This is a genomic window from Ruegeria sp. I1 (genome assembly GCF_056532675.1).
Map to the genome: position 1 here is coordinate 115,317 of NZ_JBQFNM010000001.1, position 14,091 is coordinate 129,407.

10 protein-coding genes are annotated in these 14,091 nt (G+C 59.8%); 8 read left to right on the forward strand and 2 right to left on the reverse strand.

Going from position 1 to position 14,091, the window contains the following annotated elements; translation table 11 throughout:
• The first annotated feature begins 35 nt into the window (after positions 1 to 35).
• Positions 36 to 710, forward strand: a complete 675-nt coding sequence (locus ACR0DH_RS00570; protein WP_480546384.1) for a DUF1007 family protein — start codon at positions 36 to 38, stop codon at positions 708 to 710.
• Positions 695 to 1,654: a nickel/cobalt transporter gene (locus ACR0DH_RS00575; protein WP_480546386.1), complete on the forward strand. Its 960-nt coding sequence runs from the start codon at positions 695 to 697 to the stop codon at positions 1,652 to 1,654. Before ACR0DH_RS00570 ends, ACR0DH_RS00575 begins: the two co-directional genes overlap by 16 nt.
• Here the strand turns inward: ACR0DH_RS00575 and truA are convergent.
• Positions 1,651 to 2,415, reverse strand: a complete 765-nt coding sequence (gene truA, locus ACR0DH_RS00580; RefSeq protein ID WP_480546388.1) for a tRNA pseudouridine(38-40) synthase TruA — start codon at positions 2,413 to 2,415, stop codon at positions 1,651 to 1,653. The genes ACR0DH_RS00575 and truA overlap by 4 nt on opposite strands.
• A 107-nt stretch (positions 2,416 to 2,522) precedes the next feature.
• On the opposite strand from truA, the gene ACR0DH_RS00585 reads away from it, so the two are divergent.
• The 6 genes from ACR0DH_RS00585 (at position 2,523) to ileS (ending at position 12,038) form a co-directional block, all read left to right on the forward strand.
• On the forward strand, positions 2,523 to 3,938 hold the full coding sequence (locus tag ACR0DH_RS00585; RefSeq protein WP_480546390.1) for a YcjX family GTP-binding protein: 1,416 nt from the start codon (positions 2,523 to 2,525) through the stop codon (positions 3,936 to 3,938).
• On the forward strand, positions 3,938 to 4,390 hold the full coding sequence (locus tag ACR0DH_RS00590; RefSeq protein ID WP_480542972.1) for an N-acetyltransferase family protein: 453 nt from the start codon (positions 3,938 to 3,940) through the stop codon (positions 4,388 to 4,390). Before ACR0DH_RS00585 ends, ACR0DH_RS00590 begins: the two co-directional genes overlap by 1 nt.
• Complete coding sequence (locus tag ACR0DH_RS00595) at positions 4,383 to 5,372, forward strand: YcjF family protein (RefSeq protein ID WP_480546392.1); 990 nt, start codon at positions 4,383 to 4,385, stop codon at positions 5,370 to 5,372. Before ACR0DH_RS00590 ends, ACR0DH_RS00595 begins: the two co-directional genes overlap by 8 nt.
• Positions 5,373 to 5,431: 59 nt before the next feature.
• Positions 5,432 to 6,142 (forward strand): VIT1/CCC1 transporter family protein, encoded by a 711-nt coding sequence (locus ACR0DH_RS00600; RefSeq protein ID WP_480541976.1) that lies wholly within the window; start codon positions 5,432 to 5,434, stop codon positions 6,140 to 6,142.
• Positions 6,143 to 6,222: 80 nt separating this feature from the next.
• A complete protein-coding gene (locus tag ACR0DH_RS00605) occupies positions 6,223 to 8,913 on the forward strand; it encodes a DUF2339 domain-containing protein (RefSeq protein ID WP_480546394.1) in 2,691 nt (896 codons plus the stop codon).
• 164 nt (positions 8,914 to 9,077) lie between these two features.
• On the forward strand, positions 9,078 to 12,038 hold the full coding sequence (ileS, locus tag ACR0DH_RS00610; protein ID WP_480546396.1) for an isoleucine--tRNA ligase: 2,961 nt from the start codon (positions 9,078 to 9,080) through the stop codon (positions 12,036 to 12,038).
• A gap of 40 nt (positions 12,039 to 12,078) precedes the next feature.
• Here ileS and ACR0DH_RS00615 read toward each other — a convergent pair whose 3' ends face one another.
• Complete coding sequence (locus ACR0DH_RS00615) at positions 12,079 to 14,073, reverse strand: alpha/beta hydrolase family protein (RefSeq protein ID WP_480546398.1); 1,995 nt, start codon at positions 14,071 to 14,073, stop codon at positions 12,079 to 12,081.
• Between the last annotated feature and the right edge of the window lie 18 nt (positions 14,074 to 14,091).

Genomic DNA, 14,091 nt, shown 5'->3' on the forward strand with positions numbered 1-14,091 from the left:
GTTTTTGCATGATGCGTGCGAAACGCGTTGCCGCTATGAGGTCGGCACCCTATCTTGCGCGCATGCGTTGGCTGATCCCGTTCCTGACCTGTTGCCTGCCATTACCGGCCTTGGCCCATCCGCATGTCTTCATCGACACCGGATTGGAATTTATCGTGGATGAGGCAGGCCAATTAACTCATATCCGCGTGACCTGGGCCTATGACGAATTTTTCTCGCTGCTGCAGCTCGAGGATATGAAGCTGGATCAGGATGGCGATGGTGCGCTGACGAAACGCGAAGAAGCCACCCTGACAGGTTTTGATGCGGAATGGATCGAAGGGTATAACGGAGATCTTGTGGTGACCGCGGGCGGTGCTCCGGTTGCTTTGTCCGGTCCGCTGGAACCTCAGGCCACGGCGGAAAACGGGCGGATTATCACCTCACATTTGCGCGCGGTCGAAGGGGGCGCTGTTTCGGCGGCCACCCTGTCGGCCAAACCGTTTGATGAGACCTACTATACCGCTTACGAGGTGAACCGACCGGTGACCGTTACCGGGCCTGCATCATGTGTGATGGAGCGGATCGACCCGGATATTGATGGGCAGTTGGCGCAGATGCAGGCATTCTTGCTGACCTTGGATGCAGAATACGATCTGGAAGAGAATGATATCCCGCTGGTCGGGGAAAGCTTTGCAACTGAAATCCTGATTTCATGTCCAAATACCTGATTGTACCTGTTGCGCTTGCATGCGGCCTGTTGCTCTGGTTCTGGGGCAGCGGTGGCTTTGACAGCCTGGCGGCCTGGGCCGCCGGAGAGCAGCGCGAATTCCAGAACCAGATCGCCCGCGCCCTGCGCGCCACCCGGGCCGGAGAGCCCGAGGCCGTCGCAACGCTTCTGACAGTATGCTTTGCCTATGGGTTTTTTCACGCGATTGGACCGGGGCATGGCAAGGTTCTGATCGGCGGATACGGCTTGGGCCGGCGCGTTGCATTCTGGCGCCTGTCAGCCATCAGTGTGCTGTCGAGCCTTGGGCAAGCGGTGACAGCGGTGGTTCTGGTTTACGCCGGGGTCCTTGTTTTTCAGACGTCGCGCGAGGCGCTTGTAGGCGCGACCGAACAGGTTATGGCCCCAATCAGCTACGCAGCAATTGCCGCAATCGGGCTTTGGCTTGTTTTCAGGGGCGTTCGCAGTTTTGCAAGGCGATCACGTATTGCGGCCGAGCCAGCGCAGGCTCATGATCACACGCATGGTCATGCCCACGACCATAACCACCACCACGACCACCATCACCACAAGGGTGAGGTCTGCTCGGATTGTGGCCATCGCCACGGCCCCAGCGCGGAGGAGGTTGCCAATGTTGGTAGTGTTCGCGAGGCGATGTTCCTGATCGCAGGCATCGCTGCACGACCTTGTACCGGAGCGCTATTTGTCCTGATTTTGACTTGGCAGATGGGTATCGCCTGGGTCGGAATCGCCGGGGCGTTTGCTATGGCACTGGGCACCGCACTGGTCACCACCTTGGTAGGCTGGACGTCCTTTGGCTTGCGAGGAGGGTTACTGGCTTCGGCATCGGCGACGCGCTTTGCGTCTGTACTCGCGCCGACAATTGAACTGGTGGCTGGGCTGGTGATTGTCGTGATCGCGAGCGGCCTGCTGTTGCGGGCAATTTAGAAGACCGGATCGGGATACCCAACCCGCGCCAGGTAGAGGCCCTGCGGCGGGCAAACCGGCCCGCAGGCGGCGCGGTCTTCGGCTTCCAGAGCGTCGCGCACATCCTCGGGCGACCACGACCCGGCGCCAACACGTTCCAGAGTGCCCACAAAGCTGCGCACCTGATTGTGCAGGAAGGATCGCGCGCGCACGTGGAAATGAACCTCGGGGCCCGAGAAACCCTGCACCTGTTCAACCCGCAACTCATTCAGGGTTTTCACCGGGCTGGCCGCCTGACAGATCGAGGATCGGAAGGTGGTGAAATCATGCCGTCCGATCAGCATATCAGCACCCGCCTGCATGGCTTCGACATCCAGCTGATGGTTGATCTGCCAGACCTGCCCTTTGTCATGGGTAGCAGGCGCGCGGCGCATCAGGATGCGGAACAGGTATTGACGTTCAACCGCCGAGAAGCGCGCGTGCCAGTCGTCATCAACCCGCGCGGCTTGCACAATCGCCACCGGCTGCGGTTTGAGGTGGTAGTTCAAGGCCTCGGACAGGCGGAAAGGATCCCATTCCTTGACCAGATCGCAATGGGCCACTTGCCCCAACGCATGCACCCCTGCATCCGTGCGTCCGGCGGCAGCAATGGTGTGATCGCCCGGTTGAATGCGCGACAGAGCGTATTCGATCGCGCCTTGAACCGAAGGTAATTCCTTCTGGCGCTGCCATCCGGCGAACGGTTCTCCTTGGTATTCAACTTTCAACGCATATCTGGGCATGGGCCGCTGGTAGCGCGCAGCGCACGAACGGGCAAGGGGGCGAAAGCGCTGGCATGTCCGGCAGCGGCTACCTATCTTGGGCGAAACGATTATTGCGGGGCGACAATTTGGTCATCTCATCCCTGGCAGACAGTCTTGTGCGCGGCGTCGAAACCATCGGCGACAGCGTGTCCGAGACGTTTTTCGAGCCGGTCATCCGACTGGGCGTCACCGGTCTGGCGCGCTCCGGCAAGACGGTTTTCATCACGTCGCTGGTGGCAAACCTGCTGGACCGGGGCCGCATGAGCGGCCTTGTCGCGCAGCAAGAGGGGCGGATCAACGCGGCCTACCTGCAACCGCAGCCAGACGACACGGTCCCGCGGTTCGACTACGAATCCCATCTTTCCGACCTCGCAGGCCCGCAGCCGCACTGGCCCGAAAGCACCCGCGCCGTGTCCGAGCTGCGCCTGTCGTTCAAGGCGCGACCGGCCGGATTGCTGGCAGGGCTTCAGGGACCGCGCACCGTACATCTGGACATCGTTGACTATCCCGGCGAGTGGCTTTTGGACCTCGCGCTGCTAGACAAATCCTACGCCGGCTGGTCAAAGGAGACGCTGTCGCGCATCGAAAACCGCCCCGAGGCGGTCGAGTTTCTGGCGCAGGCCCGTGGCACCGATCTGACGGCAACGCATGACGAGCCTACCGCGCAGGCTCTGGCCGCTGCGTTCACGACCTATCTGAATACGGCGCGGGACGCTGGTTTCTACGATTGCACGCCGGGTCGTTTTCTGTTGCCTGGCGATCTGGCAGGCTCTCCGGTTCTGACCTTTGCCCCTTTGCCGGTGACCGATCCCTCGCGCCGTCGCACCCTGCAGCGCGAGATGGAGCGGCGCTACGAGGCTTATAAGTCCCAAGTGGTGAAGCCGTTTTTCCGCGATCATTTCTCACGCATCGACCGTCAGGTTGTGCTGGTCGATGCGTTGGGCGCAATCCACAAAGGCCCGCAAGCGGTCGAGGATATGCGCCGCGCCATGGGCGATATCCTCTCGGCCTTCCGTCCGGGGCGCAACGCGTGGCTCAGCCAGTTGTTGCTGGGCAAACGGGTTGAACGCATTCTGTTTGCGGCCACCAAGGCCGACCATCTGCACCACACGCAACACCCGCGCCTGACCGCGATCATGGAGGCTCTGACACGTGAGGCGCGGGACCGGGCGAGCTTCGCTGGTGCTGAAACGGCGGCCCTGTCGCTGGCCTCGTTGCGTGCCACGACTGAAGAGATGCGCAGCCATAACGGAACTGAGCTTCCCTGCGTCCGGGGCACCTTGCTGGACAGCGGCAAAAAAGCCGCGTTCTACCCCGGAGAGCTTCCGGATGATCCATCCCATCTGCTTGGCCCTGCCCGGAACGGAGCCGAGACGTGGCTTGGCGACGACTATGGTTTCATGGCCTTCGCTCCGGCCCAGTTGACGCTGCGCCCGGGCGACGGACCGCCGCATATCCGGCTGGATCGGGCCGCACAATTCCTGATTGGAGACCGGCTGTGATGGTCACTTTGCGCCCCGCCCGCAGCACCGATGCCGGTGCGACCGGGGAAATCCTGCACGGGTTTTCATGTGAGAATGACTGGATGCCGGAATTGCACAGTAGCGCCGAAACCATCGCCTTTTGTGGCCGTATGATTGATCAAGGCTGGGTTACAGTCGCTGAGGTCTCGGACACAGTGGTTGGATTTCTGGCCCTGAACGGATCGGATGTGCATTCACTGTATTTGGCGCCTGCAGTGCGCGGGCAAGGGATCGGCAAGCGGTTGCTCGATCATGCGAAGGCGCAGCACCCGCACCTTTCCTTGTTTGCCTTTCATGCAAACACTGGCGCGTGCAGGTTCTATGAACGCAACGGCTTTGCCGAGGTCGCCCGAAGCGACGGGGCGGACAACGATGAAAACCTGCCTGACATCAAATATGTCTGGCGCAGTGAAGGGGCAGAGAATGGCTAAAGGCCCTGTTCTGATCGATCTCGAAACAGACGAACCCACCGCTGACGTGGCCAAAGCCCCTCCGGTGCCCGATCTGGTGCCGCCGCAAGGGCAGGCCATGCAAAGCGCGGCGCGATTTGCCGCCCGCAAACCCTCGGCCTTGGCGCGATGGTTCTGGGGGCTGGCGCTGGCGGTTGTTGGTGCTGCAATCTCGGTTGCCGCTTGGGATTTCGCCACCTCACTGATGGCCCGTGCCCCTGTTCTGGGGTGGATTGTCACCGGGTTGATCGCGGCGCTGGTTTTCGTCGTACTGATCATCGCGATCCGGGAACTGGCAGCGATTGGTCGCCTGGCCCGCGTCGATGGTTTGCGCCGCGCTGCCGATGAGGCGCTGGCCGACGCCGATTTAGCCAAAGCGCGCGCTGTCACGACCCGTCTGATTGCCTTTTACAAGGGTCGTGATGAAACCCAATGGGGTCGCGACCGATTGTCAGAGCGGATGTCTGAGCAGTTCGATGCGTCCGGCCTGTTGGCTTTGGCTGAAGATGAACTGCTGGCCCCGCTGGACGCCGCAGCCAGCCGAGAGGTTGAGGCCGCAGCTCGTCAGGTGGCGACGGTGACGGCTTTGGTGCCCTTGGCTCTGGCGGATGTGGCGACGGCGCTTGCAGCCTCGTTGCGGATGATCCGGCGGATTGCCGAGATATATGGGGGACGAGCTGGATTTCTGGGCAGTTGGCGTCTGACCCGTGCGGTGTTTGTGCATCTGGTCGCAACTGGCGCGGTTGCGGTGGGTGATGACCTTTTGGAACCGGTGCTCGGTGGCTCGGTCCTCAGCAAACTGTCCCGCCGGTTCGGCGAGGGGTTGGTGAACGGCGCACTCAGCGCCCGGGTTGGCGTTGCCGCGATGGAGGTGTGCAGACCCTTGCCTTTCTCGGATCGCCACAAACCATCGACCCGTGCCGTAATCAAGCGGGCATTGAAGGGGCTGTTTTCCAAGGGTTGATCTGACGCAAAGCGCATCTGACAGCCCTTCGTCACACTGAACGGGACGGAGGGCCAGCCATGACAGATCACGGTCACAGCCAGCAGGAGATCGCACAGCGGATCAACGCACCACCGGGCCGCGGCGTTCTACGCGATGTGGTTTATGGGGGTATCGACGGTTCGGTAACCACATTTGCCATCGTTGCAGGTGTCGCTGGGGCTGGGCTGTCATCGTTTGTCATCGTGGCGCTTGGGCTGGCGAATGTTCTGGCCGATGGGTTCTCTATGGCGGCAGGGAATTACTCGGGCACCAAGGCTGAACTGGACAACATTGAACGCATCCGTGCGATCGAGGAACGCCACATCGCGCTCTATCCCCAAGGGGAACAGGACGAAGTGCGTGAAATTCTGGCGCAGAAAGGTCTGTCAGGGCCAGTGCTGGACGATGCAACAGCTGCCATCACTTCGAACCACGAAAGCTGGATCAATCTTATGATCGAGGGTGAATACGGGCTGGGCAGCGTTGATCCGCATCCCATCAAGGCAGCCCTGGCTACGTTTTTTGCTTTTCTGGTAGCTGGGTTGATCCCGTTGTTGCCCTTTTTAATCGCACTGGAGAATGCCTTTGCAATCTCGGCTTGGATGACGATGGGTGTTTTTTTTGCCATTGGTGCGTTGAAAAGCCGGTGGTCGTTGGTGCGTTGGTGGAAATCCGGGTTTGAGACGCTGCTGATCGGCGGCGCAGCGGCAGCGATTGCCTATCTGGTGGGCTCGCTGTTTCATCCCTGACCGTTGTGGCCGGAATTCCTGACTGTTGCTCTGGGGCTCAGGCGGTGTAGCTTGCGCCGATAACAGCTACGGAGCTTCAATTGGAATCGCTGCTTGTTCTTCTTGGCCTGATTGTTTTAGCGATACCTGTCACGATCATTGTGCTGTTGGTTGGGCAAACACGATTGCGTCGCAGGGTCGAGCAGTTGGAAAAGCAGCTTCAGTCCGTGTCACCAACACCGAAAGAGGCTCTGCCGCCAGAACCTGAGATTGAGTCAGAGGAACCTGCACCTGCCGCAGAGCCCGCTCAATCGCCCTGGCCCGCTGCCAAGATCGAACCTGAGACAAGCGAAGTAGAGGACACGCAAGGCGCTGTTGTCTTTCGGCAGGATCGGTTTGCCGCGCTTTGGGGCTGGTTGCGTGAAAACTGGTTCTATGCCGTCTCAGCCCTGTCCTTGGCGCTGGCCGGGATTTTTTTGGTTCAATACGGGGTTGAGAACGGTCTGCTACCACCATCAGCACGTGTTGCCGCCGCATTTGCCTTTGGCGCGGCCCTGATCGCCGCGGGTGAGCTTGTCCGTCGCAAGTTTGGCGATGATGAAGACGCCAGCACCGCCTATCTGCCATCGGTCTTCTCTGGTGCAGGGCTGGTGACTTTATTCGGAGGTGTTCTGGCTGCCCGGCAGCTGTACGACCTGATCTCACCCGAAGCCGCACTGGCCGGCATGGTGTTAATCGCGCTTCTGGGATTGGTTCTTGGCTGGTTTCATGGTCCCTTGCTGGCCGCCGTTGGCTTGCTGGGCGGTTTTTCAGCGCCGTTTATGGTCGGTGGATCTTCGGATGATCCAACTTGGCTGTATGGGTATTTCTTCATTCTGACCCTTCTGGGGCTGGGTATCGATACTGTGCGCCGCTGGGCATGGATCACGGTTTTGACCCTGTTCGCGGCCTATGCGTCCAGCTTGCTGCTGGTATTGTCTGCGCCGTTGACGGAACCCGGATATCTGACCTGTGCTACTGCGCTGGCGGTGCTGGCGATTGCGGTCCCCGCACGGCGCCTTTGGCCTGATCACTCCGGCCCGATGGTGGCCGAACTGATACGACGCAAAAAAGGGGAGCCCTGGCCTGAGTTTCCGACGCGTGTGGCCTTTGCTGCAGTCGCGGTCAGTTCGGCAATCCTGTCACTGCACTGGGCGGATTCGTCTGGGGAATTCTGGCTGGGCATCATCCTGCTAACAGGGCTGCTGCTGGGCCTGATCCTGTGGGCCAAAAATGCGCCTGCTTTGCAAGACGTGACCGTGTTTCCTGCGATTGGTTTGATCGCTTATGTGTTGATGCACGGGCTGGACGGAGGGATTGTGGAGCAGACCTTCGCGGCCACCTATGCCGAAACCGTTGAAGCAGACGCCCCGATGGTGGCCACTGGTTTGATGGCGCTCGCCGCGTTGATTTCCATCCTTGCCGCCCGGCGCTCCTTTGGCGCTGGGCGATATGCCGCTGTCTGGGCCGGGGCTGCGGTGCTGTTTGCTCCAGCAATGGCCATAGCATTGGAAATAGGCTGGAAACCCGCCACCGTGATCGGCCCATACCCTTGGGCATTGCACGCTATCGTTTTGAGTGCGTTGATGGTTGGGCTGGCAGAGCGGTTCGCGCGGGTTGATGCGGATAACCGATTGCGGCCAGCATTGGCCACATTATCCGCGCTGTCCTGCCTGGCCTTTGCCTGTGTCATTGTCCTCAGCTCGGCCGCTTTGACCATCGCGTTGGTCGCAACGATTGTTGTGGCGGCCACGCTGGATCGCCGATTCACCCTGCCACAGATGAGCTGGTTCATTTGGGCTGGAGTGTTCACGGTAACCGTGCGCTTGGTTTTGGACCCCGGTCTGCGCTGGGCAGACACTGCGCCCCTGTGGGAGTTGACATTGGTCTATGGCGCCGCAACGGCTGGTTTCGCCGCGAGCTGGATTCTGATCAAACCGCTGGACCGCCCAATTGCCAAGATGCTGCTGGAAAGCGCCGCCTGGGCGACCGGGGGTATCCTGCTGTCACTGCTTTTGCTGCGCTGGCTGGAAACCTTCGGCGAAGGCGGCGCGCAGAACAGCCATTGGGGGCTAGGTCTGCTGTCGGTCATCTGGTTGCTGCTGGCTTTTGCGCAGGTGCAACGGTTCGAACTGGGCGGCAAACTGACCTATCTGCGTTATGCGCTGGCGGTGTTTTTTGCCGGGCATGGCCTGATGCGCTTGTTCGAAGCGTTGGAGATCAGCAACCCGCTGCTGAACCCTTTCGCCGAACCGGTTCTCGGCCCGCCCGTGCTGAATACGCTGGCCGTTGCCTATCTGTTGCCTGCGCTGGCGATAGGGTTTTCGGCATGGCGTATTGCTGCGATGCCGCTCTGGTTGCAACGCTCCTGCTATGGCCTGAGCATCGCGTTGGCCGCTGTTTGGCTAGGCCTGATGATACGCCATGTTTGGCAAGGGGCTGATGGCATGTTTGAGGGCAACGGGGTCACCCAGCCAGAGCTATATACCTATACCATGGCCTTATTGTTGATAGGCGCTGCGCTGTTCTACCAATCTCTGGCGCGTCGGTCCGACTTGATGCGCAAGGCGGGGTTGGCAGTGATCGGGCTGGCTGTGGCCAAGGTTTTCCTGATCGACATCGCGGGCCTTGGCGGGCTGATCCGGGTGTTCTCACTGCTTGCACTGGGCCTGGCACTGGCCGCTCTGGCATGGCTCAACCGCTGGGCAAAACTGCGCCACGGGATGCAAGGGCAGGACCCTCTGGACCATTAGGCGCAGGCGTCCTATAAGCGCGGCCATGTTTGACCGTTTGGCCATCATTATTCGAATTATATCCCCGGCGCTCTGATATCGCGAGACGCCGGGCAAAGGTGCTTGAGTTATCGCACTGACCGCTTCGATCTAGACACGACCAGACCATCCTGAGGACGCCCCAAATGTGCGCCGACACGACCCAAACACCTGACTACAAAGACACGCTGAACCTGCCCAAAACTGACTTTCCCATGCGCGCTGGCCTGCCCAAGCGCGAGCCTGCATGGTTGGAGCGCTGGGAGAAGATCGGCGTCTATGACCGCCTGCGCGAGAAACAGGGCCGCAAGCCCTTTACCCTGCATGATGGCCCGCCCTATGCAAACGGCCATTTGCATATCGGCCACGCGCTGAACAAGACCATCAAGGACATGATCGTACGGTCCCATCAGATGATGGGCTTTGACTCGCGCTATGTGCCCGGTTGGGACTGCCACGGCTTGCCCATCGAATGGAAGATCGAAGAGCAGTACCGCAAGAAGGGCAAGAACAAGGACGAGGTGAACATCGTCGACTTCCGTCAAGAATGCCGCAAGTTCGCCGAAGGCTGGATCGACATCCAGCGCGAAGAATTCAAGCGTCTGGGCATCACTGGCAACTGGCCCAATCCCTATATCACCATGGACTACCATGCCGAGGCGGTGATCGCCGACGAGTTCATGAAGTTCCTGATGAACGGTACGCTCTATCAGGGCTCGAAACCTGTGATGTGGTCGCCCATCGAAAAAACCGCTCTGGCCGAGGCCGAGGTTGAGTATCACGACAAGGAAAGCTTCACCATCTGGGTGAAATTCAAGGTCTTGATCAATGAAACCACGCCTGCGGTCACCGGCGAAGTGGTGCGGGTGCAACCACTTAGCGATCTTGACGGATCTTACGTTGTAATCTGGACGACGACGCCGTGGACCATGCCGTCTAACAAAGCCGTGGTTTATGGATCGGACATCTCGTACGGCCTCTATGAAGTCACCGGTGCGCCTGATGAGTGCTGGGCCGCAGTTGGTGACAAATTCCTGCTAGCCGACAATCTTGCAGCCGATGTGCTGGGCCGCGCGCGTCTGAACGACGATCAGTGGGCTCGTGTCCGCGATGTCACCGCTGATGAGCTTGCAACGCTCAGCCTTAGACACCCTCTGGCTGGGGCTGAGGGCGGCAATGGCGAATGGGACGACATTCGCGACTTCCGCGCCGCTGAGTTCGTGACCGATACTGAAGGGACTGGCTTCGTCCACTGTGCGCCGTCGCACGGGATGGAGGAATTCGAACTCTATCGCGATCTGGGCATGCTCGAGCAGGTCATCACCTATAACGTGATGGACGATGGCTCATTCCGCGCTGATCTGCCGTTCTTTGGTGGCAAATTCATCCTGTCCCGCAAGGGCGGCGAAGGTGACGCGAACAAAGCTGTCATCGACAAGCTGGCCGAGGTCGGCGGGTTGCTGGCGCGTGGCAAGATCAAGCACAGCTATCCACATTCGTGGCGCTCGAAGGCTCCGATCATCTATCGCAATACGCCGCAGTGGTTTGCATCCGTCGACCGCAAGCTGGACGACGGCATGGGCGAGATGGGCGATACCATCCGCGAACGCGCCCTGCGCTCGATTGACGAGCTGGTGAAGTGGACACCGCAAACTGGCCGCAATCGCCTCTATTCGATGATCGAGGCGCGCCCGGATTGGGTTCTGTCGCGCCAGCGCGCCTGGGGTGTGCCGCTGACCTGCTTCACTAAGAAAGGTGCTCTGCCCACCGACGCAGATTACTTGCTGCGCAACGAGGAACTCAACGCCCGCATCAAGGCGGCGTTTGAGCAGGACGGCGCGGATATCTGGTACACGGACGGCTTCAAAGAAAAGATCCTCGACGGCATCGCCAACCCGGACGACTACGATCAGGTGTTTGACGTGCTGGACGTGTGGTTCGACTCGGGTTCGACCCACGCATTCGTTCTGCGTGACCGTGAGGACGGGACCGAGGACGGCATCGCCGACGTCTATATGGAGGGCACCGACCAGCATCGTGGTTGGTTCCATTCGTCCATGCTGCAAGCCTGCGGCACCAAGGGACGCGCGCCTTACCGCAATGTGATCACGCATGGCATGACGCTGGACGAAAAGGGCATGAAAATGTCGAAGTCCATCGGCAATACCATCGTGCCGGAGGAAGTGATCAAACAGTACGGCGCGGATATCCTGCGCCTGTGGGTGGCTCAGACCGACTACACAACCGATCAGCGGATCGGGCCGGAAATCCTGAAGGGCACCGCTGACAGCTACCGCCGTTTGCGCAACACGATGCGGTTCATGCTGGGTTCGCTGGCCGACTTCACCGAAGCCGACCGGGTCGATCCGCAGGACATGCCGCGTCTGGAACGCTGGGTGCTCAGCCGTCTGGCCGAACTCGATGAACAGGTGCGCAAGGGCTATGCGTCCTTCGACTTCCAGGGCGTGTTCAGTGCGGTGTTTACCTTTGCCACGGTCGATCTGTCGTCTTTCTATTTCGACGTCCGGAAGGATGCGCTCTACTGCGACGGTGATACCCTGCGCCGCCGCTCGGCCCGTACGGTTCTGGACATCCTGTTCCACCGCCTGACCACATGGCTGGCCCCTGTTCTGGTGTTCACCATGGAAGAGGTTTGGCTGGAGCGGTTCCCCGGCGACGACAGCTCGGTCCATCTGGTGGATTTCCCGGAAACGCCAGCCGACTGGCGCAATGACGAGCTTGAGGCCAGCATGGCCAAGGTCCGTCGTGTGCGCCGTGCGGTGACCGCTGCGCTCGAGGTTCAGCGTCAGGACAAGGTGATCGGATCGAGCTTGGAGGCCGCGCCGGTCGTGCATGTGGAAGACAGTGAAACCCGCGATCTGCTGGCGACCTTCGATGTAGACGACATGTGCATCACCTCCGGCCTGAGCGTCACCGGCGATCCATCCCCGGCCGAAGCGTTCCGCGTGCCCGAGATCGAAGGCGTCTCGGTGGTGTTTGAAAAGGCCGAAGGTGCCAAATGCCAACGCTGCTGGAAAATCCTGCCAGACGTTGGGCTGCATGCGCATCCCGGCGTTTGCGGTCGCTGCAACGAGGCACTTGGATAAACATCTCGCCCCCTCTGCCACCAGAAGGGGGCACCCCTGTTCAATGTCTCTTGGGATTGAACAGGTGAAATCCGATCTTATCTCCGGTCAGTTTTGTCCAGACCTTATAGTCGGTGAAGTATCCCGTATGCCCGCCGGGTGGAACGTCGATATTCCTGTCATTGGGAATGAGGTTTCCGTCAATCCGGGTGCCGACGAAATCATCCTGGCGGAAGATATTGAACCATGTCGCCCCCAGCTTTTGTGGGTCGACAGTGAACATTTCGGGGAAATAGCGCTGATAGATATGCGTCACCGGCGCACCCATCGTGATCAGAGTGACAGGGCGGCCTTTGATGCGCTTTTGCACCCGTTCATCCGCCAGCATCTGCGTAGCGATCACGGTGCCCTGAGAATGTGAGATCACCGTGATGTGGTCGGCCGGGAAGATATCCAGCGCATAGTAGAGCGTTCTGTAGAACCGCTCATCAATGGCGTGGCGGTCCGGGTAGTTGCTGCTTCGATCCTTTAACGACCAACGCAACGCGCATTTATCGCGGATCGCATAGGTCACGATATCGCGGGCCACGCCCAGACCCGCCGCGACGACGTTCGAAAACCGATATAGGAAGGCGGTGGCGCCCAGCACAATCACACCAATCCAGCCTTGCGCTACGGTGAGTTTGCTCAGGCCGTTGCCTACGGCGTTGCAGGTTTTGTTGCCTTCGCCTGATTGCGCCACCCCCTCGGCGTTGGTCGTGGTGGTGCAATGGAGGTCGAGTCCAAAGATCACGAGGGACAACTCACTGACCGCCACGACGGCCAAGCTTATGGCCGCGATGAAGAACACCAACTGTGCCAACTGGTTCAGAATGGCCCGGCTCAGAAAATGATGCTTCTCGTGGAGTCTCGTCTTGCCCAGCTTGCGTCCGATAAACAGGCCAATCCCCAGTGCGACCAACAGGGCGATGGCGCCAAATGCGATGCTGAGCGTGTCGAGGGAGTTTCTCAGGTTCCCGGCGAATAACCCCTTGAGCGTCGGGTTTGACAGGCTGGGTACTGTTTTGAGCAATTCTTCAAACGTAAGCCAAAGCCCGGATATGAAGAACATCCAGAAAACCAGCATTCCGGCGCAGATGCTCGGATAGAGCCGCCGATGTCCGTCCAAGCCATCCGAGACCTCAAGCTTCAGCAGCGAGATCAGATACAGGATGACCGTCAACAGAATCAGAAACGCCCAGATGCCGCCCAGACCCATCAGTTGAAACACGACAAGCTGCTCTAGCGCAGAGCCGCATCCCGGCCCCTTGCCGTATTCGTCGCACGGCAACGCCCAAAGCTCGAGGCCATAAGGCCCCGATATCAGAGTGGCCGTCAGTATAAGGCCGACCCATCCGATGCCGCACCAGAACACGCGTCGCAGGTAGGTCGGGGCGGTCTTGAACCGTAGATACCCGGCCAGCGTTCCGCTCAAATAGATCAGGAGCAACAGCGTGAACAACACACCCCAGCCTTGGGCCAGCTCTGTTTTCAGCGATCGGATCATCACCGCGCCAGCGCCGATCAGCAGATATGAATTCAATGTCGCAACCGCGCCGAAGAAAACCCAAGTGAACAGGTGAACGATTTTGGCCGCATAGGTGTTCCGGCCATGCTCTTCACCCGGGTTTACCCCTTTGCGCCTATGGGTTTGTTCCACATTGTCCATCGCCAGGTAGCCCAGTGCCAGAACCACCCAGATCAGGTCGATTGCCGTTTTGATGGCTCCCTTGGGGGCAGGCGAGCGATCTGCCCAGAACACCTCGGCAAACAAGGCCTGATCCCTTGTGTCATTGGGTTTGGACACTTTGCGCAGATTGACCTTGAACAGCTTGGCATTGCGGTGTGAGTCATCGAAATTTCTTTCGGCCAACTCGATCATCTCACGCTCGACTTCGATGGGGGGTTGGGATTTCCCGTCCAACCATGTGGTCGCCGCACCAACCACCTGATCCACGGTTTCACCGGGTTTTTGTTCGCCGATGCCATGGACTGTCAGGACCAAATGCCGTCCCATACCAATAACTCCAATTCC

What these genes read in the sequence shown, in the direction of transcription:
- truA (WP_480546388.1), bottom strand. Translation starts at nt 2,415, where the DNA reads ATGCCCAGATATGCGTTGAAAGTTGAATACCAAGGAGAACCGTTCGCC.
- ACR0DH_RS00615 (WP_480546398.1), bottom strand. Translation starts at nt 14,073, where the DNA reads ATGGGACGGCATTTGGTCCTGACAGTCCATGGCATCGGCGAACAAAAA.
- ileS (WP_480546396.1), top strand. Translation starts at nt 9,078, where the DNA reads ATGTGCGCCGACACGACCCAAACACCTGACTACAAAGACACGCTGAAC.
- ACR0DH_RS00595 (WP_480546392.1), top strand. Translation starts at nt 4,383, where the DNA reads ATGGCTAAAGGCCCTGTTCTGATCGATCTCGAAACAGACGAACCCACC.
- ACR0DH_RS00600 (WP_480541976.1), top strand. Translation starts at nt 5,432, where the DNA reads ATGACAGATCACGGTCACAGCCAGCAGGAGATCGCACAGCGGATCAAC.
- ACR0DH_RS00570 (WP_480546384.1), top strand. Translation starts at nt 36, where the DNA reads ATGAGGTCGGCACCCTATCTTGCGCGCATGCGTTGGCTGATCCCGTTC.
- ACR0DH_RS00575 (WP_480546386.1), top strand. Translation starts at nt 695, where the DNA reads ATGTCCAAATACCTGATTGTACCTGTTGCGCTTGCATGCGGCCTGTTG.
- ACR0DH_RS00590 (WP_480542972.1), top strand. Translation starts at nt 3,938, where the DNA reads ATGGTCACTTTGCGCCCCGCCCGCAGCACCGATGCCGGTGCGACCGGG.